Annotated in this window: 20 protein-coding genes; 10 read left to right on the forward strand and 10 right to left on the reverse strand. The window is 41.3% G+C overall.

What is annotated here, in order from left to right; all coding sequences use genetic code 11:
• The 5 genes from AC5JMF_RS05925 to AC5JMF_RS05945 form a co-directional block, all read right to left on the reverse strand.
• The gene (locus AC5JMF_RS05925) at nt 1-3,615 is read right to left on the reverse strand and encodes a TonB-dependent receptor (RefSeq protein WP_495794777.1); all 3,615 of its coding nucleotides are present in this window, start codon (nt 3,613-3,615) and stop codon (nt 1-3) included.
• On the reverse strand, nt 3,612-5,144 hold the full coding sequence (locus AC5JMF_RS05930; protein WP_495794778.1) for a hypothetical protein: 1,533 nt from the start codon (nt 5,142-5,144) through the stop codon (nt 3,612-3,614). Before AC5JMF_RS05930 ends, AC5JMF_RS05925 begins: the two co-directional genes overlap by 4 nt.
• A 72-nt stretch (nt 5,145-5,216) precedes the next feature.
• Complete coding sequence (locus AC5JMF_RS05935; protein WP_495794779.1) at nt 5,217-5,771, reverse strand: hypothetical protein; 555 nt, start codon at nt 5,769-5,771, stop codon at nt 5,217-5,219.
• A gap of 245 nt (nt 5,772-6,016) precedes the next feature.
• Nucleotides 6,017-8,572: a beta strand repeat-containing protein gene (locus AC5JMF_RS05940; RefSeq protein ID WP_495794780.1), complete on the reverse strand. Its 2,556-nt coding sequence runs from the start codon at nt 8,570-8,572 to the stop codon at nt 6,017-6,019.
• Between the two features lie 607 nt (nt 8,573-9,179).
• The gene (locus tag AC5JMF_RS05945) at nt 9,180-9,335 is read right to left on the reverse strand and encodes a hypothetical protein (protein WP_495794781.1); all 156 of its coding nucleotides are present in this window, start codon (nt 9,333-9,335) and stop codon (nt 9,180-9,182) included.
• Between the two features lie 348 nt (nt 9,336-9,683).
• Here AC5JMF_RS05945 and thrC point away from each other — a divergent pair, with 348 nt between their 5' ends.
• The 3 genes from thrC to AC5JMF_RS05960 all read left to right on the forward strand — a co-directional run bounded on the left by thrC (nt 9,684) and on the right by AC5JMF_RS05960 (nt 12,860).
• Nucleotides 9,684-10,985, forward strand: a complete 1,302-nt coding sequence (thrC, locus tag AC5JMF_RS05950; RefSeq protein WP_495794782.1) for a threonine synthase — start codon at nt 9,684-9,686, stop codon at nt 10,983-10,985.
• Between the two features lie 90 nt (nt 10,986-11,075).
• On the forward strand, nt 11,076-11,351 hold the full coding sequence (locus AC5JMF_RS05955) for a MoaD/ThiS family protein (RefSeq protein ID WP_495794783.1): 276 nt from the start codon (nt 11,076-11,078) through the stop codon (nt 11,349-11,351).
• A gap of 114 nt (nt 11,352-11,465) precedes the next feature.
• Complete coding sequence (locus AC5JMF_RS05960) at nt 11,466-12,860, forward strand: ATP-binding protein (protein WP_495794784.1); 1,395 nt, start codon at nt 11,466-11,468, stop codon at nt 12,858-12,860.
• 59 nt (nt 12,861-12,919) lie between these two features.
• On the opposite strand, the gene AC5JMF_RS05965 is transcribed toward AC5JMF_RS05960, so the two are convergent.
• Nucleotides 12,920-14,152, reverse strand: coding sequence for a pentapeptide repeat-containing protein (locus AC5JMF_RS05965; protein ID WP_495794785.1), 1,233 nt, complete (start codon nt 14,150-14,152; stop codon nt 12,920-12,922).
• A gap of 531 nt (nt 14,153-14,683) precedes the next feature.
• On the opposite strand from AC5JMF_RS05965, the gene AC5JMF_RS05970 reads away from it, so the two are divergent.
• The 4 genes from AC5JMF_RS05970 to AC5JMF_RS05985 all read left to right on the forward strand — a co-directional run bounded on the left by AC5JMF_RS05970 (nt 14,684) and on the right by AC5JMF_RS05985 (nt 16,959).
• Nucleotides 14,684-14,920 (forward strand): DUF6737 family protein, encoded by a 237-nt coding sequence (locus AC5JMF_RS05970; protein ID WP_495794786.1) that lies wholly within the window; start codon nt 14,684-14,686, stop codon nt 14,918-14,920.
• 140 nt (nt 14,921-15,060) lie between these two features.
• Nucleotides 15,061-15,762, forward strand: coding sequence for a protein kinase family protein (locus AC5JMF_RS05975; RefSeq protein ID WP_495794787.1), 702 nt, complete (start codon nt 15,061-15,063; stop codon nt 15,760-15,762).
• A gap of 95 nt (nt 15,763-15,857) precedes the next feature.
• Nucleotides 15,858-16,487 (forward strand): SMI1/KNR4 family protein, encoded by a 630-nt coding sequence (locus tag AC5JMF_RS05980; protein ID WP_495794788.1) that lies wholly within the window; start codon nt 15,858-15,860, stop codon nt 16,485-16,487.
• Between the two features lie 7 nt (nt 16,488-16,494).
• Nucleotides 16,495-16,959 (forward strand): GNAT family N-acetyltransferase, encoded by a 465-nt coding sequence (locus AC5JMF_RS05985; protein ID WP_495794789.1) that lies wholly within the window; start codon nt 16,495-16,497, stop codon nt 16,957-16,959.
• Nucleotides 16,960-17,123: 164 nt separating this feature from the next.
• Here AC5JMF_RS05985 and AC5JMF_RS05990 read toward each other — a convergent pair whose 3' ends face one another.
• A complete protein-coding gene (locus AC5JMF_RS05990; RefSeq protein WP_495794790.1) occupies nt 17,124-18,086 on the reverse strand; it encodes an NAD-dependent epimerase/dehydratase family protein in 963 nt (320 codons plus the stop codon).
• Between the two features lie 508 nt (nt 18,087-18,594).
• Nucleotides 18,595-18,822, reverse strand: a complete 228-nt coding sequence (locus tag AC5JMF_RS05995) for a hypothetical protein (RefSeq protein ID WP_495794791.1) — start codon at nt 18,820-18,822, stop codon at nt 18,595-18,597.
• 212 nt (nt 18,823-19,034) lie between these two features.
• Here AC5JMF_RS05995 and AC5JMF_RS06000 point away from each other — a divergent pair, with 212 nt between their 5' ends.
• The 3 genes from AC5JMF_RS06000 to AC5JMF_RS06010 all read left to right on the forward strand — a co-directional run bounded on the left by AC5JMF_RS06000 (nt 19,035) and on the right by AC5JMF_RS06010 (nt 23,086).
• Nucleotides 19,035-21,128, forward strand: a complete 2,094-nt coding sequence (locus AC5JMF_RS06000; RefSeq protein ID WP_495794792.1) for a prolyl oligopeptidase family serine peptidase — start codon at nt 19,035-19,037, stop codon at nt 21,126-21,128.
• Between the two features lie 222 nt (nt 21,129-21,350).
• Nucleotides 21,351-22,100: a Uma2 family endonuclease gene (locus tag AC5JMF_RS06005; protein ID WP_495794793.1), complete on the forward strand. Its 750-nt coding sequence runs from the start codon at nt 21,351-21,353 to the stop codon at nt 22,098-22,100.
• 257 nt (nt 22,101-22,357) lie between these two features.
• The gene (locus tag AC5JMF_RS06010) at nt 22,358-23,086 is read left to right on the forward strand and encodes a Uma2 family endonuclease (RefSeq protein ID WP_495794794.1); all 729 of its coding nucleotides are present in this window, start codon (nt 22,358-22,360) and stop codon (nt 23,084-23,086) included.
• Nucleotides 23,087-23,103: 17 nt separating this feature from the next.
• On the opposite strand, the gene AC5JMF_RS06015 is transcribed toward AC5JMF_RS06010, so the two are convergent.
• Nucleotides 23,104-24,318: a DUF790 family protein gene (locus AC5JMF_RS06015; RefSeq protein ID WP_495794795.1), complete on the reverse strand. Its 1,215-nt coding sequence runs from the start codon at nt 24,316-24,318 to the stop codon at nt 23,104-23,106.
• Nucleotides 24,248-25,801 (reverse strand): DEAD/DEAH box helicase family protein, encoded by a 1,554-nt coding sequence (locus tag AC5JMF_RS06020; protein WP_495794796.1) that lies wholly within the window; start codon nt 25,799-25,801, stop codon nt 24,248-24,250. Before AC5JMF_RS06020 ends, AC5JMF_RS06015 begins: the two co-directional genes overlap by 71 nt.
• Nucleotides 25,802-25,995 lie beyond the last annotated feature (194 nt).

Here is a 25,995-nt window from a genome sequence, read left to right on the forward strand (position 1 = left end):
TCAATTTCTACCCAATGTTGCATTCTTGAGTCTATTTACTAAAGTTGTGGATTGTTGTGGCGGTGGTAAAGCTTTTTGCTGTCCAAAACCGTCGAATAATTCATTAAGTTTGAGGGTTAAACCCAAATATGGCCCACCTGCTGAGCGCGTGCCAGAGAAATCTCGATCATCAACATTACCAAAGGCATATCCAGCAGCAAGGCGCAGATTCGGCGTGAGATAGTACCCTGACTCGACAACAAAGCCCGTCTCTGTATAGTTAGATTGACCAATCCAACGGGCTTCACCGACTAAATCCATGCTGTAGCCCAAGCGGTAGGTAGCTCGGAGTTGTGCCAGATTAACCATACTTGTGCCGACTAAATCGTTAGCTAAGTATGAGGTACTGTTACGCAGAGCATACTTACCGTAGAATTCCCATTGCCAATTGGGGGCATAGATAGCTTCTAAAGCAAAGGTATGGTCTTCAGAACCTGTACCACTACCTAATAAAATCGTGTCTGGGATAGTGGCTGGATTTTGGCGATATTCGTAACGCAATAAAGCATTAAATTGATCGTTGTTGGGGTCGCGGTAAGCTAAACCCAGTTTGAGATTGGCAGTATCTCCCAATCCCGAAAACTTCTGGTTGGCGGAGTTGGCTTGTTGATAACGTACCAAGGCTGTGAGGGCTGGAGAGATTTTACCTGTAGCCGCAGCGGAAATTACCGTGTTAGAACCACTAGATGAGGAGCGATACTCGTAACGAGCGCTAGCTTGAAACTGCGGATTATCAGAATATTCCAGCCCAACGCTGTAGCTATCGCCACCCTCAAACCCGATCGCCGATGCAGCTTGACCATAAGCGTAGGGTTGAGCATATTGTTGACCTGTGGCAGTCCGTCCGAAGAAGCCGCCAAATACATGTTCATACGCCAGGTTGAGCCGTAATCCACGAGCAATCATCCAGCGATTATTCAAACCTATTGCCCCTTGAGTAGTTAGTTCGTTAGCACCACCCAAAATCGAATAACGACCACTTAAGATAGTATCCGAGCCAAGTTTGTGTTCGCCATTCACACTTAAACTAGTGATAGAGTTACCATCAAACTGACCGCGAGTATAAAATTGTTGAGCTAAACTAACATTTATACCGGGAATTACTGCCCAATTCAACCCCAAGATAGTACGGTCTGGGTAAATAGAATCAACCTCAGAAGAGAGAGTTAATTCATTTTGGGCTTGGAAAGTAAGATTTTTAGCTAGGGGATACGTAAAACGCGATCGCAATTGATCAGAATTAGTAGTTAATGCATTCACTGCGATACGGTCATCTCGATCACGGTGAATCCAATCTAAATCGACAGTGGCTTTACCAAAACGTTGTTGAATCCCAGCAGTAATTGTTGTCAGAGAATTATCGACCTTACTACCCGGTACAGCTTGCGATCGCGGTGTAAATAGTTCTTCAAAAGTATCTAGGGGTTGGGGTGCAATACCAAAATTGTCTTCGTGGTCATATTGCACTCTGACATTAGTACTGGAAGTGAGCTTACCTATTAACTGCGCCCCATAGCGGGTTTGTCCAGGGACAAAACTGATAGTGGCATTGTTGGCAAAGCCTGTATCCGCAAAGCGATAATAAGCACGTCCTTGAATACCGTCAGTAATCTGTCCTTCAGCTTCCAAACGATAAGCATCACCATCAACCTCTCCCATCAGTTCCGAATCATTGGTGGAATGGGCATACTCTGCGATTAACTTACCCCTATTCCCTAAAGCGATTAGTGCATCTGCACCATAGAGTTGAAAATCACGCACCCCTTGATTTTCTTGGATATAAGTAGCTCCTAACCAACTTTCGTGGTTGAGTGTGCGAGAAAGATGATATTGCAGACGACCAGCAAAGATATTACTATCAGAGTCTTGGCTATCGTATTGATAGCTCACAATAATCCGACGTACTAACACTTGACCAAATTGATCGATATCAGTGCGGAGAATCGGTTCACGGAATATGAGAGTACCGCGATCGTAATCGATTTCGTAATCTGCCCCTCGGTCGAGCTGTTGACGTTGCAGCACAGTCCCAGGACGATTGAGTTCTTCTAACTCGACAAATACATTTTCACTACCTGGAACCAATATCCGCCGCGACAGGAAGTAAAAGCCACTAGTGCCATCAGGAGCAATAGTATCGCGTTGAAACCCTTCTAGATGGTTGCCATAAAAACCCGTAACTTGCAGATTCTCCAAATTGTAGTTAGCTTTAAAGCCATGCAGTTGACGAGTGATAGCAGTAAATTGCTGCGATGAACGGGCGAACTCCTCACTGTTATAATCTCCCCACATAGCATAATCAGGGGCAGCCCCGGGAATGGGAGACGATCGCTCAAAACGTAGAAATACACTGTCAATCGAAGGGGCAAATACATCAACTTTAGAGCTATCGCCATAGACGGGGTAGTTTTGCTCACTGAATTGGTACGTCTTAAACAGACGATTATCACAGTTACAATCTTCGTTGAGGCTACGAGAACTATTGTATGCTCCAGTAAACAACCAATCCCCGATCGCACCTGTCGCAAATATCGCCGAATTGATATCTAATTGCGTACTTTCGTCCTGATCTGGACGCAGAAAATCACGGAAACTCCCATAATAATTTGTGCCTCTGGCTCCCAAGCGCAAATCTATCACCCCAGTCACCAAACTAGGACGCAGTGCTGTTTCAAATTGCAGTTGGGTAAAGGCTTCTAAATTGTTAGCTGTTGCTTGGATTTGTACAGTTTGTGCTTTGATATGCGATCGCAAACTTGCGTTAAACTCCCCCTTACGCACCTCCACTTGAAAACCGGGTTGCTCAGGTTTAAAATCTGTACCAACAAACTCCCCAGCAGTCGCCCTCAAAGTCACAACAGCATTTTGATCAGACCGATTCCCATTCTTATCCAGCAATTGACCCCGGACTGTAGCCACAGAACGTCCATCAGCCGGGATACGAGACTCAACCGTCTCCAACTTCAATTGTTGCGCCGTCCCTCGTACCATCACACGCACCGTCACAGGCGGTTCAGTCCCTCCCACAACCTGTGCAGAGATACTATTATCACCTGCCATCAACGAAAGACCGTACCATGTCTGCGTTATCAAATTGGTGCTAGTATCAGTTTCCGTCTTGCCCATCAACGAAGAATCCACCAACTTCCCATTCACCCGCAATTCCACCCGATTACCAACAGGAAATTGCAAAATCACCGTAGTCGCTGGCACATCCAGAACAGCATCAGGCATTGGAGCGAGGATTTTCAGAGGAGATGAGGCAGTAACTTGCTCTTGAGCTTGAGCAGTAATTATTGTACGTGAACTTCTAAATAATTCAGCGGTTGGTTGAAATCCTTGTGCAGCAGTTTCAATGTCACTTTCAAATCTTACCTTTGCGTCTTTGCGCCTTTGCGTGAGACATTCACCCCCAAATTCAGCAACGCTAGAATTTAGACCCACACAAGAAACCAGTGTTTGCTCTACAGATTCAGCCCTGACCACAGCAGAGTATAAAACCAGACTCAATCCCCCTGTAACTATCCCGATCAACCTCAAATTAAAAATAGTTGCATAATCCAGTCTGGGATTCATTTTTTCACTGGCTCCACAGAGGTAGGCGTGACTGCAAAATTCATCCGTACCAACCCCCCAGGTGACAAACGCACCAAACGAGATAAACTATTGCGTTCCCGAAACTTTCGATTAGGAGCGATCGCATAACCAGGAACACTACTCAGGTCTAATACACCCGTATGACTTCCAGGCAAAACATTAGCCACAGAAAACAAACCCTTAGGATCAGTAGTAATCCGGTTGCCATCCTCCAGAAAAATCACCGCATTCGGTACTCCCGGTTCACCAGGTTGCTGTTCACCATCAAAATTTTTATCAACAAACACCCGGCCGATAATCGTGCCGCAGTCAGAGACAATTCCGGGACGAATTTTTAATTGGTGTGTTGCCGGGCCATCCTTAGCGCCAAACAGGTTGTCAACCCTTTGAGCATTGGCGATCGCACTATTGCGACCATTACCACGCAAAGCATCGCTCGTCAGCTGCGCCGCATAGGCAATATTTAAGACTTTTTCCGTAGGTATAGTTGCATCTGTACGGAATATTACCGTATTTCCACTGCGTTCAGAAGTCACCGTCACTGATTGACCATCTATCTCTCCCCGCACAGAGTTAGCTAAAAACCGGAATCCTAAAGGTAAATTATCCGTGACAACCACATTTGTTAAACCGACATCAGTCAAATTTTTGACCGATAAGCGATAGATGATCGTATCTCCAGGTTCAGCGGTGGCGCGATCGCCTGTTTTAATAATCTGCACCTGATTGGGTGGACACATATTTGTAGTCAGTTCAAAAGCTAATAAATTCAGTCCTATTACTTCTGCATTAGGAACTGAAACAACTGTTGCCTCTACCGTAGTTTCACCTGTAATTGATATAGGTTGACCATCTAGAGAAGTTGCAATATAACGCACAACCTCATTACCCACTGTGCCGCTACTATCAACGATTTGAATTTTGATCCTTCGCTGTTTGTAAATGGAGTTCGCCGGGGGATTAACCACAAAAATATAAATTTTCCCTGCATTTGTTTGACCCTTGCTCGGATCAAGCAGGAAATTGTATTGACCGGCAGGGTTATTCGTCAGGAAGTAGGGATTACTATTTTCAATATTTGGTTGGATACCACTAGGAACCTGATTATTTGGCACATCCGGCAACTCTGTGCGAGTCAGAGAAACCAAATTACCCAACTCTGTTCCTGTGCGATCGCCAGGGCTAGGTTCGTATATACTGACCGAAAAACCTGTATAATCAGGCAAGAGCGTACCTGCACAACCCAAAATCCTCCCAAATGGGTCAATTAATGAGTTAGTACTCAAATTCAACCGACTAGAAATTCCTTCGTATCTATATCTACTATCTGGCTCTGTATATGTATAAGTAGCTTGATTGAAGATTTCTTTAACTTGTTGCGCTGTTGCTGGTTTAAGTATATTTATATACAAAGCACTTCCCAGCAGAAAAGTAGCTGTTAACCGTCGGCAACAGCCACCTTGAGAATTAATCCGCTTTTGTTTTTGAGGACGGCTCACTAAACACATCTCCTGGACAGTTATCAGTTATCAGCGATTCAGTGATCAGTTATCAACACAAGTGACTGATCACTGATTTAATCAGCGCACTTGGGTTTGATAGATTGCTTTGACTGTCGTCTTTGCTGCTAATGATGGGATTTGTAAACGGATGTGAGTGTAAACACTGGCTGGTGCTGGTTTAATTTCTACTTTGCCGTTGGGGAGAGTAACTTTAAGGGTGGGATTTTCAACAAAATTGCGTCCGCCATCAATGCTGTAGGTAATTTTGGCATCATTGCTAGCATTGGCAGATTGCAAGACGTACATCATTCCTTGGGGAATGGGTTGATTGAGAGTTAAATTTTTGATTGGGCGATCGCTTTTATTTACACCAATTAAGGTATAACGCAACACATCTTTTGGTTGTACTACGGCTTTACCTTGCAGTGGTTGCCAGCTAAGTTGTTGTTTACCTTGCTGATTTTGAGTTACAACTTGCTTTTCAGCCTCCAGCCGTAACTGCAACTGCGGTTGAGGTTTGATATTTTGAGCAACAGCAATTGGAGAGTGCGAAATTCCCGACACGAAACCAACAAAAGGAACTGTGGCGATGAAAGCCAACACACCGACACTTGCAATAGAAACCCGATTCATAATAGACAACCTCTGAAACTGTAATTGCTGATTGATAAGTAATTGCACAAAATTAAATTTATTGGTGTAGGGAGGGAACTCCGCGTCCCCCTTCCCCAAGTCTTTGTGTCAGACTCAACCCAGTAATTTTGGGTTGCCAGAGTAAGCTAAAAAACATCTAAATTACATAATCAAATTAAATAAAACTCTTGTGGGGTGGGCATCTTGCCCGCCCTAATTATGCAAGTTATATGTGGAACAGCTTACTAATTAACCTTGCGTTGGAAAGTAAACGTTCTCTGCTCACCTGGGGTTACTTGACCAGTCACACTATCCACATATTTTGTGATATCAGTGTTCACCGTAGTTCCCGTTTGGTCAATGCTAGAAGTAGTAGCAGGATTACCACTGAAAAATTGCATATTTGCAGTTCCAGAATCTTTCGCCGAACCTACAACATTACTAGTATCAATTTTTCCATTAGCGTCATTATCTAACGCCCAATTATTGGGAGTTAGCGTACCATCCTCAGTAATCACAACCTTGTCGGCATTCAAAATCACATTTCCACTACCTGCTTGAGGATCAGAAATATTCTTGTATTGAATCTGGTACTCAATAATATTCCCAGGAGCAGGCTTCTTCAACGTACTACTGAAAGTACCATCAGTACCTTGGACTGCGGGGCCAGTTCCTTGTAAAACTCGTGACACCTTCGTCAGTTTTAAGAAACCAGTGTAAACGCGATCAATTGTGATATTCTTGACTGTCTCTGCACCTAAACCAGGGGTTGCATCATCTACAAAAGCCGTCACCGGAACAGGGAAACCTCTCTCAATATCAGTAGATAATTGTGTACCTGAAGGTAAATTGACCTCTACGCCATAATTGACGCTAGCGCCCCCTGCTACGTTAGGAATTGTAATGTATTGAGAAGTGGCATTAATTGCAGTACCTGGTGTGCTGGGGTTCCCGTCCGCATCATACAAAAATTGCGTACCATTCCATACATAGCTTCTTGACTCACTATTGTAGGTGATGACGACAATTGTATTGGTCGGTAAATCAGCGGCGTTAGCGGGTGGTGTCGGTAAAAGAGAGATACTGTTTGTAGCCGTACCACTATTCTTGATTGTGTTAGTGAAACCGACTGTTGACGGGTCAAGTGTGCTACCCGGTGCTGTCCCAGCAGGAACGAGGGAAGATTTGTTTGTGAAGTCATCGTTAGTACCACCTGATGGGCCAATTGCATCTGGTGCATTTTGTGGGCCATTGAGTATTGCTGAGGCGGCAGTTACTTCCAATTTAATGATGTTTGCTTCACCACCTACTGAACCATCACCAGTGTTGTTATTAGCTGGGTCGGTTCCGGTTTCAGGTGTGGTTGGGTTATTAATATAGCCATCATCAACACTAGCAGCAGGTAGGGTATCGGGAATACCATCACCGGGGTCAGTTCCAACGGGACTATCTGTACCAGCAGCAGGTGTCATATTACCCGGAGAACCACTGTAGTTACTGGGATTTTGGTCGCCGGATTCGTCGTGTACTGGGAAGTTATTGTTAGGGGTTTTACCAAACAATTGAGCGATGTTAGCAACGGTCAATGGTGAGGTAGCTGTTGATTCCACAGCTAGCTGAATTGAGAAGCCGCTTACTGTTGTACCAGGAGCAACAGACCCTAGATTAGTTGGTCTATTAATAAAACCAACGCGGGTTATGCCTGGAAGTGTGTCAGCGCCTTTTAAAGGGAAAGTCTTCCAACTCGCTGTATTCGCATCAGTTGTAATGGCATCGGTTGTGTAAACAGCTTCCCAATTAGGCGGTGGAGTTGGTGCTGCTGCTAAATCTGTACCCGCAGGAATGGCATCAGAAACTAAGATATAGTCGCCAGCAACACCATCAACAGTGATACTTGTACCTATCAATGGCGCTGGGGTAATTCCTTTTCCTGTTAAGTCAGTAGACTCAACCCGCAAACTCAAATTGTAGGTGAGTTTGTCATCTGTAATCTGGGATGTGCCAGCATTATTATTAGCACTGAGAGTTTTGAGAACGGTTGCTAGGGTGTAGTTTTTGACTGTTGAACCAACAGTTATTTGATCGATGGCGCTAGCTTCACGTGTACCGTTGACAGGATCGCCAGCAATATCACCGTTCGCTGTGCCTGTATTATCTACCGTGTAAACGTCACCACCATCGGGAACCCGCAATTGGTTTTGAGCATTACCAGGAGTATTACCTAGAGTAACTTTAATGATGTCGCCAGATATAGCCCCAGCTTGTACAGTAACTGGTATGCGTACTAGTACAGTATTACCAGGTGCGATCGAAGGTGTAAGGACTTCACTACCAGTCATGTTCACCCAAGTTTTACCGCCATCGGTGCTGTATTGCAGGTTATTAGCTGTACCACCTGGTAAGGTTCCTGATACTGTACCCGGCCCGGTTGTAGAAGCGAAGTTTGGAATTCTAAATAGGGTTGGGTCGTTACCTACGTTCGTGATGGTGTAGGTGTATATCAATAAATCATTGACAGCGACGCTACCACCATTGTTATCTGTGACTCCAGAGGCGGTAACGGTGATACCTGCAACCTCTGCCACAGTTACTGTAACTGTGTTGGAAGTCGCATCAACTCTTGTTCCTGATGGATCTTCATAGGTAGCAGTTGCTCTGTTGGTGATTGATTGACCAGCTGTTGTACCTTCAGCTAATACAGGTGCAATCAATTGAAAATAGCTGCTAGTTAATAATGCTGATGCTATCAAATATCGGTAGCGCTTACGCCGATGATTAATAGATTGGTTTCGTTTTACCATAGAAAAGTGTTTGTTGATTTTCGGACTTTTATCTGCGATTTCTAAGCAATATAAAACTTGGTAATTCCTATGGAACTACCAGTCATCTCAACCCAGAGCTTTAGTATTTTGGGAATCTGTAGGAATCCGATTTGATTTCTGAAAAAATCTAAGTATCTGTAGGGTGTGTTATCAGCGAGAGTACGGCACCAAAGCCTTTGGACGGTGCTTTAGCCTACGGCATAACGCCACTACATATATTTCAAAAATCAAATATGAGTCCTATATATCTGAGGGAATTAAATTATTAGCTCACCTCAAAAATTTATTGAGGGAGTTTACTTGTAGCAGGGAACAGGGTTGAAAGTCTGTTGTTATCTAACTTTTTGATGAAAATTTGTACTTCATTTACTTGCTATATGCTGTGAATAACTCGCCCTCGATTACGTGTAAGTATAAATGTACATTTCGTTTTATAAATTAACTTCAGTATAAACAACTAACTTATACAAAAAGGAATAAGTATATTCAACATTTGCTTTTTACTTTTTAAAAAAATAATAAAAGTCATATATAACAATGCTTTTGGAGATTGACTATTTTAACATCTCAAAATCATGATCTGAAATCAATCAGAAATGTGGTTTTGTGATGGAGATTTAAATTCCAACACAAAGTAATAGACTTCTTGCAAAAATACTTGAACCGTCAGAGACTCAAGTCTCTGCCTAATAGCAAAAGTCCGTTGAAACGGACTAAAAATACTGTTATTAGTCGGTTTCAACCGACTTGAGTTATCAGCCAGAAAATTTATTTTCTGGCGAGTATCCGACTTTTACAAGAGGTCTAATAAACCTTCTGAGATGGAATCTTATACCGTTTCACTTTAAAATTGATACATATAAATCACAGTAATAAAATTGAGTAATTTAAACTACTACTTTTGTTCAGTAAAGAGGAGAATTTTCAGTAAAAGTCGGGTGTGTACGTATCTTTATATTTAAATTTTACAGTAATTACTGGTTTGGGTACTAGCAATACCCGATAAAAATAGTCGGGTATGTTTGACTGGGATTTTTGCTCGTGTTAGTATTCATCCGACAGTTGACGGAAAAACAGGGAAAGCTAGTTTATGACTCAGGCAACAACAACCCAAACCCAAGCAACAGCCACATTTAAAGCTTTGAAGTGTAAGGAATGTGGAGCAGAATATGAACTCAAAGCTAAAAATGTTTGTGAATTGTGCTTTGGGCCGTTGGAAGTCAAATATGATTACAGCGCTCTACGTCGCACTGTGACTCGTGAAACAATCCAAGCAGGGCCAAATTCGATTTGGCGCTACCGTCCCTTTTTGCCCGTTGCAACTGACAACGTTATAGATGTGGGAACTGGTATGACACCTTTGGTGCGTTCTCATCGTCTAGCGCGTCGCCTGGGTTTAAATAAGCTTTACATTAAAAATGATGCCGTCAACATGCCCACCCTGAGCTTTAAGGATAGGGTGGTGTCAGTTGCCCTCAGTCGGGCACGAGAGTTGGGTTTCACCACTGTTTCTTGTGCTAGTACAGGTAATTTAGCTAATTCTACAGCCGCGATCGCCGCCCATGCCGGTTTAGATTGCTGCGTGTTCATCCCCTCAGACTTAGAAGTCGGCAAAGTTCTGGGTAGCTTAATCTATAGTCCTACCCTCATGGCTGTAAAAGGCAACTACGATCAGGTCAATCGCCTCTGTTCAGAAGTTGCAAATACACATGGATGGGGATTTGTCAATATCAACTTGCGTCCCTATTACTCCGAAGGTTCTAAAACTTTGGGCTATGAAGTAGTTGAACAACTGGGTTGGCAACTACCCGACCATATCGTTGCTCCTTTAGCTTCTGGTTCGCTCTTTACTAAAATTTACAAAGGGTTCCAAGAATTTGTAGAAGTTGGTTTAGTAGAAGGTAAGAACGTGCGTTTTAGCGGGGCCCAGGCTGAAGGCTGTTCTCCCATTGCTCAAGCCTTCAAAGAAAACCGCGACTTTATCAAGCCGGTGAAACCGAATACAATCGCTAAATCGATTGCAATTGGCAATCCAGCGGATGGCATCTATGCTGTGGAAGTTGCTCAAAAAACAAGCGGTAATATCGAAACAGTTGATGATGCTGAAATCATCGAAGGCATCAAATTGTTGGCAGAAACTGAAGGCATCTTCACAGAAACAGCTGGTGGTACAACCGTTGCCGTGCTGAAAAAATTGGTAGAAGCTGGCAAGATAGATCCAGATGAGACGACCGTGGTTTACATCACTGGCAATGGTTTAAAAACCCAAGAAGCAATCCAAGGCTATATTGGCGAACCTTTGACAATTGATGCCAAACTCGATAGCTTTGAACGTGCCCTAGAGCGATCGCGTACACTAGATCGTCTGGAATGGCAACAAGTCCTCGTTTAGTCAGACAAGTAACTGATACTTCGACTCCTTTCGACTTCACTCAAGGCAAGCCTCTCAGTACAAGCAACTGATCACTGATCACTGATAACTATGTCCGTAACAGTTTTAGTCCCTACTGCCCTTCAAAATCTGACTAATAACCAAGCTACCTTAGAATGTAGCGGTAACACGATCGCTGAATTATTTGATTCCTTAGAAAAACTCTGTCCAGGGATCAAAGGGCGGTTGTGCGATGAAGCTGGTAAACCTCGCAGGTTTTTGAATTTGTACGTTAATAGCGAAGATATTCGCTTTTTGGAAGGGACAGAAACACCTTTAAAAGATGGCGACGAAGTTAGTATCGTCCCTGCTGTTGCTGGTGGTTAATCTAGAGAGAAACCAATTTGATGAAAGGGAACAGGCAAAACTAGGTTGTCCACAACAAAAGAGATTTCAAGCTATCTTAAATAACTTCTAGTTCTCGGCCATTCCCAAACATTTATGCTTAACATTGAAACTTTACGCCAAGTGCCCTTGTTCACCAAACTACCAGAAGAACGATTGCAATGGTTACTAACCCAAGGAAAAGAAGTATGGCGACAACCAGGTGAAGTTCACCGTCATCAAGGAGAACCAGCCGACCATGTATTTATCTTGCTAGAAGGCCGAGTCAGAATAGTGCAAAAAGTCGGCAATCAAGAGATATTGTTGGCAATGTACGAACCGAAAACACTATTTGGTGAATTACCAGTATTGATGGGTCAAGAATATTTTTGGGCCAGTGGTCGCGCGGTCACTCAATGTCATATTTTTGAATTACCCAACGCAGCTTTTTGGGAAATGCTTTCGAGTTGCACTTGCGTCATGACAGCAATCCTGCGGACAATGGCGGAACGATTGCAAAGTGTACAAGCGATATCGCAGCAACAGGAAAAACTGGTAGCATTGGGCACATTAGCGGCGGGGTTAGCACACGAGTTAAATAATCCTGCTGCGGCTGGTCGCAGGGCTGCGGGACAATTGAGAGAGACAGTGCAAGTATTGCAACCATTGACAATCAAGCTAAATCAGCAACAGATAACCTGTACTCAAAAAGCATTTTTAGCTGACTTGCAAAAAGATACTGTAGCGCGTGCCAGAAAAGCAGCCAAACTTGACCCATTGACGCAGAGCGATCGCGAAGAAGAAGTTATAAACTGGCTAGAAAGGCATAAAATTTCCCATGCATGGAAACTTGCACCCACATTGGTAACAGCAGAATTAGATCTCGACTGGCTAGAGAATGTCAAAGCCAACATTGGCGAATTACTGCTAGGAAACATCATCACTTGGATAGATAAAACATTGCAAGAAGAGGAACTTTTAAACCAAATCGAGCAAAGTACGGCACGAATATCTACACTTGTGCAGGCAGTAAAAGATTACTCTTACATGGATCAAGCACCCATACAAGAAATAGATGTTCACGAAGGATTAGAGAGTACACTAACAATTCTGAGCCATAAATTGAAACAGGGTGTACTTGTAACGCGGGAGTATGACTGTGAAGTGCCGCGCATCTCTGCTTATGGTAGAGAACTCAATCAAGTATGGACTAACTTAATTGATAATGCCATTGATGCTGTAGATACCGTCAATGGTCAAGGGCAAATTTGGATTCGCACGGCTTGTGAAAATGACTTTTTGCTAGTAGAAATAGCCGATAATGGCCCTGGCATTCCTTCAGAAATTCAATCTCATATTTTTGAGCCATTTTTTACTACAAAAGAAGTGGGTAAAGGCACAGGATTAGGTTTGCACATTGTTTATCGCATTGTCGTAGAACAACATCAAGGCGACATTCGCATCTTCTCCCAACCAGGAAACACGCGGTTTCAAGTGCGCTTACCAATTTGATACATTTGGGAATTAGGAATGGGGAATTGGTGTATTTGTCATTTCTCCCCCAATTTCCTTCACCCAAGTTTGTCACGAAAATTTTTATCGTAGTTTGCTTGCTGCCAATTTGTGGCACATTTAACTTGGTCAAAAGTTAGGTTTCTAGCACGTTCAAGGTTTGCACCAAAGAGATTAGCAAGTGTAAGGTCGGTACGTTCAAAATCTGCACCAAAGAGGTTAGCGCCAACGAGATCTGCGCCAAACATGTCGCAACCAAATAAATTAGCACCAAGAAGGTTAGCCTCTTTGAGGTTGGCATCTCTGAGTTTAGCGCCTTCGAGCTTAGCGCCAGAGAGATTAGCATTTGTCAGCTTGGAGCCAGAGAGGTTAGCACTAAAGAGGTCTGCAACAAACAAATCTGCACCAAACAGGTTAGCACCGAACAAATCTGCACTCACAAGATCTGCATACGCAAGGTTGACATGAAAGAGTTCAGCACCTCTAAGGTCAGCATTTCTAAGTTTGGCACTCTCAAGATTAGCACCAGAAAGATTAGCACCAGAAAGATTAACATTAAACAGATTGGCAAGAGCCAGATTAGCACCTTTGAGGTAAGTATCTTTAAGATTAAGACCAGTGAGATGGGCACCTTTTAAAATAAATTTTGAAAGTTCAGTATCTTTGAGAAAATATAAAACTCTGGCTATCCTTGCTTGATCATTTTCTAAGATACGTAGTATAGTTAATGTCCTGACACGCGCTATATCTCGTATAGAACCGTAACTTAAATTAGTTTGTTTTTCATCATCTAAAAGTTCTGTTCTATACTCTTTATCAACTAATAAATAAGACATATAATCAATATAGTTTTGTAAAGCTGATTCTCGTAAATTAGTATATGCTATATCTTTAGTAATTTGAGATTGTTCCTGTGCCCGTTTTTTTTCTCTATACTCAAATCGGAATAGTACAATTGCAATTGCTAATATCCCAACTAAACTTAGCCAATCCCAAAGTGTTTTTCCTGATTGATGATGCTCAAGGTTTGTGGACTGTGTACTGGATAATGGATACTGAAATAGACTATATTTCACAATTTGGTTGGAGTTGGCATTTCCATACAAATTGTCCCAGTTTCTCGCATCTAATACCCTTTTGCTTGGCGTCTCTGTTTGCGCGGCGTCCTGTAGGGAAGGAAATTGCTCAATTCTTATTTGATACTGATATATAAGGGGAAAAATAATCATTGTTCCAGTCATAGTAGTTAGGAGAAGTAGCACGCGCCACCAAAGCCGAGATTTGAATTGCATAGTTTGAATATCCTATTATCGAAACAGTTTTTTCTTTGATGTTAAGGTGGCTTTAGCATTAAAAGTTTTGATTTAGTTCTTTCAGTATTTTTTCTAATTAGTTTAAATAAAACAAGTCTAAAAAATATTTTTTTAGACTTAAGTCATGATGTTATATTTTATTTTTTTAATTAACAATTGTGACAAATATTTTGAATCACAACTCATACTGTGGTTTTTCGTTATTCCACGAGAAGTAGAGACGCGTCATGGCCCTACTTGCATGTTTTTTGTATGGGTAGATTATTGATAATTAGGGTTTAAAAAATCAAGCTATTCAGAATATTTTTATAGACTTAATCACTGAATTTATGTCTTTTTAAATTCTTGAGTATACCTAGCCCTTAGTCCCTAATCCCTAGTTTCTTTTCGTGTTTTTTTACTTTCGGATGTCTTATTAAACACTCACAGCATAGACAAAGTACAGAAAATTTTTTAAACTAAGAAGTCTAATTTAGATTAGCCTTGGTTATTGGCTGTAAGTTAAAACAAATGTCTAAACAAAAGCTGCTCAATCCCTGGAACTACAAACCCTGGTGGTGTCAGCCCTGGTCTATACTGCTCACAGGTGTAACACTGATTAGTGGTAGTTGGTTAATATTTAAAACTATTTGGTTAACAATTTTGATATCCGTCCCTGTATTAACTTGGATGAGCTTTTTTGTGTTTATCTGGCCACAACTGATGATTCGTAGTGGAATTTTAGAGTCTTATGAAGGCGACAAATAATTCGTAATTCGTAATTTGTAATTCGTAATTAAATATAATTTTTGTAGTGGTAGCGAGTTTGCGATCGCCATTACGAACTATTGTGACAAGTATGTGACAAATCACACAATGATGGCACGAAAATCTCTTGCCAATTCTCTATGGATAAATTACACCTAGAGCAGTTGCTCAAAAGTATTCACGAAGATCTACTTCCTAGCTTACAAATTGAGAGTGTCGTTCCCCATAATCCAGTAAAAGTACAATATCTCCCGGAACCTTGGAAACTTCTCGGTACAGGAAACTATGCCGCAGTATTTTATCATCCCAACCACCCAAACCAGGTAGTGAAAATTTACGCACCTGGTCGTCCAGGCTTTGACGAGGAAGTGGAAGTTTATCGTCGCTTGGGTTCCCATCCTGCTTTTTCTGAATGTTACTATGCCCAAGAAGATTTCTTAGTCTTAAAGCGGTTATACGGAGTCACTCTCTACGAATGTATGCATCTGGGTTTACCTATCCCCCGACAGGTTATACAAGATATTGATGAAGCTCTAGATTATGCATGTAGTCGTGGCCTCTACCCTCACGATGTTCACGGTCGTAATGTGATGATGCATCAGGGTAGAGGCTTAGTCGTAGATATTTCAGACTTTCTCCATCAGGAAACCTGCTCAAAATGGAAAAACTTAAAAAAGGCCTACTACTGGTTATATCTACCTGTGTTGTGTCCACTCCGGCTGCGAGTACCTTACTTTTTGCTCGATATTGTTCGCAAGACCTATCGCTTTGGAACTTCACTAAAAGCTAGGTGCTTTCGCCTAATCCACAGATTACGTCACTCTCAATCTCCCAAGGGCTAGCTGAGATTGTTAAACCAGACAGATTAGTAAAAATACTTATAATTAATTGCCTCAATCTATAAGGTAAGATTTCTCTAAACTTATCATGAGGTTGTATGAAAGAGATATTAAATAGAATTGAAGCGTGGTTTCAAGAGCATCTACCAGAAGTATTAGATAGCTTGAATTCTGGAGCAAATGCAAGCGAGATTGAGCTTTTAGAAAATCAAATACAAATTCAGCTACCATCAGCTTTTAAAGAATTGTACAGATGGCATAATGGTCAGAAGAGTGGGGCTTATCCTGGACTTTTTTACGGACTAGAATTTTTGTCTCTAGAAGAGGTTTTTAGAAATTGGCGATCGTGGGCGGAACTTGTTGATGAAGGTATAAATCAGATTATTCTCGGCGAATCTCATGTGAGAGGAAAAATCAAAGAGATGTATGCCAATAAAAAGTGGATTCCCTTTGTTTATGATTGGGGAGGAAACCACTTAGGCATGGATCTTGATCCTGGAAAGCATGGCAAAGTAGGACAAATTATTAATTTTGGTAGAGACGAAGATAGTAAATTTGTTTTTGCTGATGATTTGCAAATGTTTCTCAATTGGTTTATAAATCAGTTGGAATCGGAAAACTATATTATCAGTACAGATGATGAAGGTAGACATAATTTTAGTACTAAAAACCCCGAAATGACGCATTTTATTGATTACTGGAAAGTTACTGTGAAAGGACATCTTTAACTTGTCTATGAGAGTACGCACATATGAAATAAGAGATACCCAAGAGATTATCGAATTGTTCTATAACACTGTGCATGAGGTGAATATTCATGATTACACAAAAGAGCAAGTAGATGCTTGGGCACCAATCAATATGGATTTTGGGGATTGGCAGCAACGCCTAGCAGATAAATTTACCTATGTAGCGGAGGAGGAAACTAAAATTGTTGGTTTTGGGCAATTAGAAGCCAATGGTCATATTGATTGTTTTTATTGCCATCAAGATTTTCAAAGCAAAGGAATTGGTACAAAAATTTTAGAACAAATTGAATTAAAAGCTAGATTTTTAGGTATTAACAAATTATTTGTAGAAGCCAGTATTACAGCTAAGCCTTTCTTTGAAAACAAGGGATTTATTATTGTTATCAAGCAAGAAGTAGAACGTAGAGGTCAAAAGTTTACAAATTTTGTCATGGAAAAAATTATTGTTTAATCATGAATCAAGAAAATTAACCCCTAGAACACAGTCAAGAACTTCCTGGAGGCTATGCCCAAAGTAAATGGATTTAACACGCGATCGCGCGCGGGTTGTCTTGCAGTATCTACAGGCCTGAAGGTATGAACCACCCAAACCTCAACGAAGTAGGTTTGGGTGGTTTATAACATTTCTAATAATCCCTCTTGCCGCGAAATAATTGGTGTGTAGCCTAGTTCGCGTCGTGCTTTGGTATCATCTACCGTGACTTCAGACCCAATCATAGACAAAGCTGTGCGAGTAATAGAAGGTGAACCTTTAAATTTAAATAACTTCCAAGCACTTTCTAAAAACCATGCTAACGTCCACACTAACCAACGCGGTATGCTGCGTGTACCTGGTTCTACTCCTTGAGTGCGTGCTAACTCTGTAATAAAGCTTCGGAACTCTATAGGTAAACCATCACTAATAAAGTAAATTTCACCTCCCCTACCTCGTTCTGCTGCAAGAATAAGTCCTTCACACAAGTTTTTTACGTGGCAGGTAGAAGTTAGATAGTGACCTCCAGAAATCCAAGTAAATTCTCCATTACGCATAGTTTTAATAAAACGTGGTAACAGCGTAGTATCTCCTTTACCCCAAACAAAACGCGGACGAACCACCACTGTTGTGAGAGTTTCTGAGTTTGCTTCAATAACCTTTGTTTCTGCTATTGCTTTAGTCAAAGGGTAAAAACCGTTAGGCTTTGCTGGACGAATTCGGGTTTCATTAGCATTTATGATTGCTTCTCCTCCTGTCAATACAGCTTCAGTACTTACGTAAATCAAACGTGATATACCTGTTTTTTTGGCAGCAGCAATGACTTGTTCTGTTCCACCAACATTAACTTCTTGAAAATCTTTTAAAACTCCCCAATCATCTACCTTTGCAGCCGCATGAAATACAATTTTACATCCTTCCATCCCAGAGTTGAGCGCTTTTTTATCATTAATATCTCCAAAGATTGGAACCGCGCCATAGGACTTAAGTATGTCAATTTCATCCTCCCATTTGACGAGTGCCCGTACTTGAACCCCTCGCTGTACAAGAGTCATTATCAGGTGACGACCAACAAACCCCGAACCACCAGTTACAAACACATGCATTTGTTTGTCTCCTTACTTTTGTATATTTACTGCTTAAAACTTATGTCAAATAACCACACCACTTGAACGCAAAAAAATAGAACGTGCTTTTTTAACTCAAGAAAACACGCATAATATTTCTAGATTTTTCACTTAGTTTGAGTGAAGTAGCAATAGTACCTCAAATAGAGATTAATTCCTCAAAACTTCTGAGTGAAAGGAAGTATGAAATAATCTATCCCCGATGATTTGAGCGGGTTTTATTTTTTGATTCCTCCGGTATCTTAGCACTTGTAACTGGAATATTAAAAAGCATATATACTCTCTAAAAGCTAGAAATTAGAGCCAGTATTGATATAAATAATCTGATTCATGTCTTTACTATAGAAGCTTTAAAAATAATTGGAATCAAACTTTAGTTATAATATTTATTAAAATCAAAAATAAAATCTCAATTAAGCAAATTATGTTTAACTTAGTCAAATATGAACAATACAAAAAGATATTTAAAAACAAACCAAACTCATATTTAAGCATTTGATTCCCAGAAAATACTTAAATATTCATAATGACACACCATACTATTTATACCCAAATTGGTGGTTAATTTTTTACGCTTGACTGGTTTTTTCCAGCGAACTTCGTAGTTTCGCAAACTATTATATTTTGTGAAAATTATCAGCAACTTTTCGCGATCGCTAGGATTATAGTATCTCGATTTGGTTGTTAGTAACGTGGCATAACTAAATTTGTGCATTATATTTATGGTTAAGAGGGAGAATACAGAGCAACCACGAACCCTTTTTATTGCATTATTTTAGCTGTGTCAGTCCACTACCAAACTCTACAGAGAATTTGTCAGAGTAGCCGCTAGCCTGCGGCAAGACGTTTATGTTTGCTGAGACTACCCTGAAGACAGCTAATATAAATGATGCCCCTCTTAAACACAATCGCATTTAATTTAAGATTATGCCCGACTCTGAAAAGCGTCTAACCTACCCACCTAGCCGTCAAAGTGAGCAAATCAATAACTACCACGGTACTCTAGTTGCAGACCCCTATAATTGGTTAGAAAATCCAGACTCGCAAGAAACAAAGATTTGGATTGAGGAACAAAATCAAGTTACTTTTAGCTATCTAGACGAAATTTCTGTTAGAGAAAAAATTCAACAGCGTCTGACAAAACTTTGGGATTATGAAAAATATGGCATCCCATTTAAAGAGGGTGAATCTCTACAAGACGGTTCTAACGAACGCTATTTTTATTTTAAAAATGACGGGCTGCAAAATCAAAGCGTTCTCTACACTTTAAAAACCCTTGACGCTGAACCTAAAGTTTTACTTGATCCCAACCAACTTTCAGAAGATGGTACTGTTGCGCTTTCAGGATTATCCATCAGCGAGGACGGTAAACTTTTAGCATATGGTTTATCTACCTCTGGTTCCGATTGGCAAGAGTGGAAAGTGCGCGATATTGAAACTGGTGCAGACTTAGAAGACCACTTGAATTGGATTAAATTTTCTGGTGCATCATGGACACACGATCATCAAGGCTTTTTTTACAGTCGTTACGATGAGCCAAATGAGAAAACCAAATTAGAAGAGGTTAATTATTATCAAAAACTCTATTATCACAAATTGGATACACCCCAATCAGAAGACATACTAATTTACCATCGTCCTGACCAAAAGGAATGGGGGTTTAGTGGTGAGGTAACTGAAGATGGACGCTACTTGATAATTTCAGTTTGGCTAGGAACTGATTCTAAAAATTTAGTTTTCTACAAAGATTTGACTAATCCTAATGCCGAAGTTGTAGAACTAATTAATCAATTTGAAGCAGGTTATGGCTTTATTGAGCATGATGATAATGTCTTTTATTTTCGCACAGATTTAGATGCGCCACGCGGTAGATTAATTGCGATTGATACTCAAAAACCCCATAAAGAAAATTGGCGTGAAATTATTCCTCAATCGGAAGCAACTTTAGAAAGCGTCAATATACTAAATAACCAATTTGTTGCTGATTATCTCCAAGATGCCCACACAAAAATTAAAGTTTTTGACTTCAATGGGATATTTGTGCAGGAGGTAGAATTACCCGGTCTTGGTTCAGCAGGTGGCTTTAATGGCAAGCGTACTGATACTGAAACTTTCTATAGTTTCAGTAGCTTTACTACACCGGGAACTATTTATCGCTACAACATGGTGACAGGAAAAAGCGAACTTTTTCGTGAACCAAAAGTAGATTTTAATTCTGGTGATTATGAGACTAAACAAGTCTTTTATCAAAGCAAAGATGGTACTCAAGTGCCCATGTTTATTACATATAAAAAGAGCATTAAATTAGATGGAAATAACCCTACTTTACTTTCTGGTTACGGTGGTTTTAATATTTCGATGACGCCAGTTTTTTCTGTCAGTCGCTTGGTATGGATGGAGATGGGTGGTGTCTACGCTATGCCTAATATCCGCGGTGGTGGGGAGTATGGCGAAGAATGGCATCAAGCTGGCATGAAAGAGAAAAAGCAGAATGTTTTTGATGATTTTATAGCTGCTGCGGAGTGGCTAATTGCCAATGGTTACGCAAAACCTGCCAAACTAGCGATCGCAGGTGGTAGCAATGGAGGTTTACTAGTAGGTGCTTGCATCACTCAGCGTCCTGATTTATTCGGTGCAGCCTTACCAGCAGTAGGTGTGATGGATATGTTGCAGTTCCACAAATTTACCATCGGCTGGGCTTGGACTTCTGAATATGGTTCCCCAGATCATCCAGAGGAGTTCAAAACGCTTTATGCCTATTCACCACTACACAATCTCAAACCAGGAACAGCTTATCCTGCAACCTTAATTACCACAGCCGATCACGACGATCGCGTCGTCCCTGCCCATAGTTTCAAATTTGCCGCCGCTTTGCAAGCTGCTCATGCAGGAGATGCACCAGTTTTAATTAGAATTGAAACTAAAGCCGGACATGGTGCAGGTAAACCCACAGCTAAAATTATCGAAGAAGCCGCAGATATGTGGGCTTTTTTGGTACGTACCTTAGATGTGAAAGTTTAGATTAACAAGTTCCGTGGGTTTAAGTCCCCCGGTTTTATAACCGGCAAGTTTTGTGTTGGGGTCAAATCCCCATTACAAAACTTAATTACGCGCTTCGCAGCGGTAGCGAGTCCGCGAGCGTCATTACGAATTACGAATTACGAATTACGAATTATTTAATGCGCTTAATAGGCGAAAATGCAATTAATCGCTTGGCGCTGAACCAGAAATAATGGTAGCACTATGACCTCAGCAAGCAACCCAGCCACCGACCTCGAACTCACTCCTTTCCCAGACCATACGCAGCTACCAGAGTCTGATGGCACTTTCGTGAAAAACTTTCAGGAACATCCCCAAAGCATTCTCATTACAGACTCGATTCAACCGATACTGCAAAAACGTCATCTTGATGGTCAATATTGCATAGGTCAAGATAGCGGTATTTACTGGCGGATGACTGACCCTCCAGAAAAAGGTGCAGAAGCACCAGATTGGTTTTATGTACCGAATGTACCGCCTTTGCTTGATGGACAAACACGCAGGTCTTATGTACTGTGGCGAGAATTTATTGCCCCCTTAATTGCCTTGGAGTTTGTCTCTGGTGATGGTAGTGAGGAAAGAGACAAAACTCCTTGGACAGGTAAATTTTGGATTTATGAGCAGGTAATTCATCCAGCTTTTTATGGCATTTATGAAGTAAAAAAAGCCAGCGTTGAAGTTTATCACCTGATTGATGGACAGTATCAGTTATTAGCAGTAAATGAACGTGGGCATTATCCTATAGATCCTTTAGGCGTTGAGCTAGGTATATGGTCAGGAGTTTATCAGAATATAGAATTACCATGGCTGCGTTGGTGGGATTTGCAAGGTAATTTGTTGTTGACTGGTGAAGAAAGAGCCGAACAAGAACGTCAACGAGCTGAAATCGAACGCCAACGAGCCGATCGCCTGGCTGAACAATTGCGATCGCTCGGCTTTGAACCAGAAGCTTAGGTCTTTGGTTAAAAGGTGCAAACGTTTTAAGCTAATCGTCATTCAAATTACATCTGGGCGTCTCCGTGTCCCCGCGTCCCCGCGTCTTTCTAGCGGTTTGAACCATGCAAATTAAAAGCGCAACAGCTTAAACAAGAAAGACTTAAATAGCTTCTTATAACTAATGCAATCGCTTAATCCCGCCTCTATTGCTAAACTAAAAAACAACCCTTCGACTCCGCTCAGGGGACACCCTTACCCAAAGCAAAGGTAGCCTTATGACCTCTGCAACCAACCCACCGACCGATCTCGAACTCACTCCTTTCCCAGACCATACGCAGCTACCAGACTCCAATGGCACATTTGTGAAGAATTGGCAAGAACATCCTCAAAGCATCTTATTGACTGACTCAATTACACCCGTCCTCAAGCAATTACATCCCAATGGTCAATATTGTATTGGTCAAGACTTGGGTATTTATTGGCGCTTAACCGATCCCCCAGAAAAAGGAGCAGAAGCACCAGATTGGTTTTTTGTACCGAATGTACCGCCTTTATTGAATGGACAAACGCGGAGGTCTTATGTATATTGGCGAGAATATATTGCCCCGTCGATTGTCTTAGAATTTGTTTCTGGGGATGGTAGTGAAGAACGAGACAAAACACCTTGGACAGGTAAATTTTGGATTTATGAGCAGGTTATTCGTCCTGCCTTCTACGGTATCTATGAAGTTAAAAAAGCTAGTGTAGAAGTCTATGAATTGGTTGGTGGAAAATATCAGTTATTAGCAGCAAACGAGCGCGGACATTATCAGATCGCACCTATGGAAGTGGAGTTAGGCATTTGGCAGGGAGAATATCAAAATGTGGAATTACCCTGGCTACGGTGGTGGGATTTGCAAGGTAATTTATTGTTGACTGGTGATGAAAGAGCCGAGCAAGAACGCCAACGAGCCGATCGCCTGGCTGAACAATTGCGATCGCTCGGCGTTGAACCAGAAGCCTGATATTACTGATCCATTTTTTATTCCATTACTGCTAAAACAGATTTGGGCAGTAACTTATCCTTAAACCAAACAATTTTTGCCGGGACATTATTTAATTTGACTCCCGCTTTTTCCAAATTCAACCGTTCGGAAATTGCCAAAATTAAGTTTTCACATCCAGCACGTCGCACTTGAGAAAATTTCTTTTGTAAATATTCTGGCCGCCAATAACCGACAATTTCTAATAAAAAGCTACGTCCATCAGGATGCACCAAACGAAAATCGGGAATCATCACACTACCAGGAATAGGGATTAAATCTACCTCTCGCTCTAGCATCCAGCCACTTTTTAATGAATCCCACTTATCAGCGAATGATGCTTCCAGCATACTATCGTAAGGCTTGCCTTTGGGGTAATGTGACACTAAACCACATTCAGAATTGAGAGTAAAACGTCCAGTTTTCCAAGTATTTGTATAGAAATCACGAGTTTGTAAAACAGATGAAAGACTCCATTTTGTCACGTGAAGTAAGGCAGGAATGAGTTTAGCTATTGCCAAACCATAACGCGTACTCGGACTAAATAAACTCGTCGGCCCATCAATTGTAATTGTAAATCCGTGATCGGCATCGCCCTCAACATAAGCCATTAATTGAAATAACTTCAGATAGCGAAATAACAGCTTATATTCTCCTGGAACATTGCGATGAGCATTCAACACAAGTTGACTAGCTTTATAAAAGATACCTTGAACTTGAGACAAGTTATAGCGATGCAATAAATCTGTAGATGTGGGCGCATCAAAAACTGTTAAAATTTTATTCTCGCTTAAATCAGCATATAATCCATCACGAACTTGTTCTGATAAAACTTCGCGCTCAAGTTCTTGACTTAACTCATCAGCAATTTTTTCTAAAGTAACTTGTGTTGATTCACGACTAGCAACCGATTTTGCAGCCAAAGAAAACACTCGTTCTCTCAACATTTGCGGTTCTAGCGGACTGACAACCTCAAAAGTACAAAAACTACTTTTAAGAATATAGGCTAATCCCCGCTTCACTCGATAATCTGTCGCATCTCCTTCAAAATCAGTTAATTGACGCTCAAGCATACCCTGAGTTTTACTAACAGCTGCTTGAAAATAATTAATCAACTCAATTGCCAACTCCGAAGTTTTATCATCAATTTTCAGTCTCTTCGGAATGATCTCCTCCCCATTTTGGCGATGCATCAGTAACTCTGTCGGCAACATTTCCTTTCTCGCTTGAATAATTTATTTCTAACTGTTCCGCAGCTCTCAAATCCCTCTTTTTTCCACTTCCATAAACAACCTGCAAATTCTCTTTATCTCCCTGTCCCCGTGTCTTCCGCTCACCTCGTCGCCGTGCCGAAGTCCCTTCTTCACTCGTATCTTCCGCAACAATTTCGTATAAAATTGCTCGCTTGTCTGGAGTATTACCCTTACGTAAAACTCTGCCTAAACGTTGAATATACTCCCTTGCTGAACCCGTTCCCGATAAAATAATTGCCACAGAAGCCGCAGGGACATCAACACCTTCATTCAATACATGAGAAGCAACCAGAGTATTATATTCACCCTCACGAAATTTGGTTAATATTTCATGTCGTTCTTTAACTGGTGTTTGATGAGTAATTGCCGGAATTAAAAACTCTTGTGAAATGCGATAAACGGTAGCATTATCAGCAGTGAAAATTAAAACTCGTTTCGGATAATTTTCTGCTAATAAATCAAGTAAAATGCGTAACTTACCATCAGTTCCCAAAGCGATTTCTTTAGCTTCGCGGTGCGCTAACATAGCTCTGCGTCCAGCTTGCGATCGCGCACTCATTTGTACAAACATTTGCCAACCTTGAATACTCCCTAAAGAGATTCGAGATTGTCGTAAAAAATCGTTGCGAATTTGAATTAATTCGTTGTATCTTTCTCGTTCATTTTGTGATAACTTCACCTTAATTTGGACGATTTCATGTTCTGCTAATGCCTTCCCCGCTAAATCCTCAGCACGTTTGCGATATACTTCTCTACCAATGAGGATATTTAAGTCAGCGTGCTTACCATCAGTACGTTCCGGCGTAGCAGAAAGTCCTAAACGATAGGGTGCGATCGCATACTCAGCAATTACCCGATTAAAATCTGTCGGTAAATGATGACATTCATCAAAAACAATCAAAGCATATTGATTTCCTAGCGCTTCAGCATGAATTGCGGCACTGTCGTAAGTTGCAACTAAAATAGGCGTCTTATCTCGCGAACCGCCTCCCAACAACCCCACCTCAGCATCAGGGAACGCCGCAACTAAATGTGCATACCACTGATGCATTAAATCCAAAGTTGGCACCACAATTAGCGTCGTGCGCGGCGTCGCTTGTATCGCCATTTGTGCCAAATAAGTCTTTCCCGCCGCAGTAGGAAGCACCACTACCCCACACCTTTTTGCCAATTTCCAAGCTGCTAACGCCTCACTCTGGTGGGGATAAGGTTCCATCTCCAAACTAGGAATCAAATCTAGAGAGTAAAATTCTTTGGCATCATCGATAAAGTCAGTTTCTTCTGCCTGTAGTGCCTCTACTAAACAGCGGTATTTAATCGCGGGAATGCGGAATTTTTCTACTCTATCATCCCATGTAGCATAATCCATCCAAGCTTTACCGCGTGGTGGTGGATGCAAAATTAGAGTACCGCGGTTGAAAGTTAATGTGGGAGTGCGAGGCATTTGTCAGGAATGGGGAATTACGCCTAATGTTGATTAGAAAAAAGGCGGGAGAAGTTAAGCAGATAAAAGTTACCAACTTTTCAACTGAGATTTCCCCCATGACTAGCATAGACTTTGAACAGCACATTGAAGAAGGAAATGGGGATTGGGGACTGGGGACTGGGGATTGGGGATTGGGGATTGGGGATTGGGGA

Source organism: Desmonostoc vinosum, assembly GCF_059505385.1.

What these genes read in the sequence shown, in the direction of transcription:
- AC5JMF_RS05955 (WP_495794783.1), top strand. Translation starts at nt 11,076, where the DNA reads ATGTCCGTAACAGTTTTAGTCCCTACTGCCCTTCAAAATCTGACTAAT.
- AC5JMF_RS05925 (WP_495794777.1), bottom strand. Translation starts at nt 3,615, where the DNA reads ATGAATCCCAGACTGGATTATGCAACTATTTTTAATTTGAGGTTGATC.
- AC5JMF_RS05995 (WP_495794791.1), bottom strand. Translation starts at nt 18,822, where the DNA reads ATGCACAAATTTAGTTATGCCACGTTACTAACAACCAAATCGAGATAC.
- AC5JMF_RS06020 (WP_495794796.1), bottom strand. Translation starts at nt 25,801, where the DNA reads ATGCCTCGCACTCCCACATTAACTTTCAACCGCGGTACTCTAATTTTG.
- AC5JMF_RS05980 (WP_495794788.1), top strand. Translation starts at nt 15,858, where the DNA reads ATGAAAGAGATATTAAATAGAATTGAAGCGTGGTTTCAAGAGCATCTA.
- AC5JMF_RS06000 (WP_495794792.1), top strand. Translation starts at nt 19,035, where the DNA reads ATGCCCGACTCTGAAAAGCGTCTAACCTACCCACCTAGCCGTCAAAGT.
- AC5JMF_RS06015 (WP_495794795.1), bottom strand. Translation starts at nt 24,318, where the DNA reads ATGTTGCCGACAGAGTTACTGATGCATCGCCAAAATGGGGAGGAGATC.
- AC5JMF_RS06005 (WP_495794793.1), top strand. Translation starts at nt 21,351, where the DNA reads ATGACCTCAGCAAGCAACCCAGCCACCGACCTCGAACTCACTCCTTTC.
- AC5JMF_RS05970 (WP_495794786.1), top strand. Translation starts at nt 14,684, where the DNA reads ATGTCTAAACAAAAGCTGCTCAATCCCTGGAACTACAAACCCTGGTGG.
- AC5JMF_RS05990 (WP_495794790.1), bottom strand. Translation starts at nt 18,086, where the DNA reads ATGCATGTGTTTGTAACTGGTGGTTCGGGGTTTGTTGGTCGTCACCTG.
- AC5JMF_RS05940 (WP_495794780.1), bottom strand. Translation starts at nt 8,572, where the DNA reads ATGGTAAAACGAAACCAATCTATTAATCATCGGCGTAAGCGCTACCGA.
- thrC (WP_495794782.1), top strand. Translation starts at nt 9,684, where the DNA reads ATGACTCAGGCAACAACAACCCAAACCCAAGCAACAGCCACATTTAAA.
- AC5JMF_RS05930 (WP_495794778.1), bottom strand. Translation starts at nt 5,144, where the DNA reads ATGTGTTTAGTGAGCCGTCCTCAAAAACAAAAGCGGATTAATTCTCAA.
- AC5JMF_RS05975 (WP_495794787.1), top strand. Translation starts at nt 15,061, where the DNA reads ATGGATAAATTACACCTAGAGCAGTTGCTCAAAAGTATTCACGAAGAT.
- AC5JMF_RS05985 (WP_495794789.1), top strand. Translation starts at nt 16,495, where the DNA reads ATGAGAGTACGCACATATGAAATAAGAGATACCCAAGAGATTATCGAA.
- AC5JMF_RS06010 (WP_495794794.1), top strand. Translation starts at nt 22,358, where the DNA reads ATGACCTCTGCAACCAACCCACCGACCGATCTCGAACTCACTCCTTTC.
- AC5JMF_RS05960 (WP_495794784.1), top strand. Translation starts at nt 11,466, where the DNA reads ATGCTTAACATTGAAACTTTACGCCAAGTGCCCTTGTTCACCAAACTA.
- AC5JMF_RS05935 (WP_495794779.1), bottom strand. Translation starts at nt 5,771, where the DNA reads ATGAATCGGGTTTCTATTGCAAGTGTCGGTGTGTTGGCTTTCATCGCC.
- AC5JMF_RS05965 (WP_495794785.1), bottom strand. Translation starts at nt 14,152, where the DNA reads ATGCAATTCAAATCTCGGCTTTGGTGGCGCGTGCTACTTCTCCTAACT.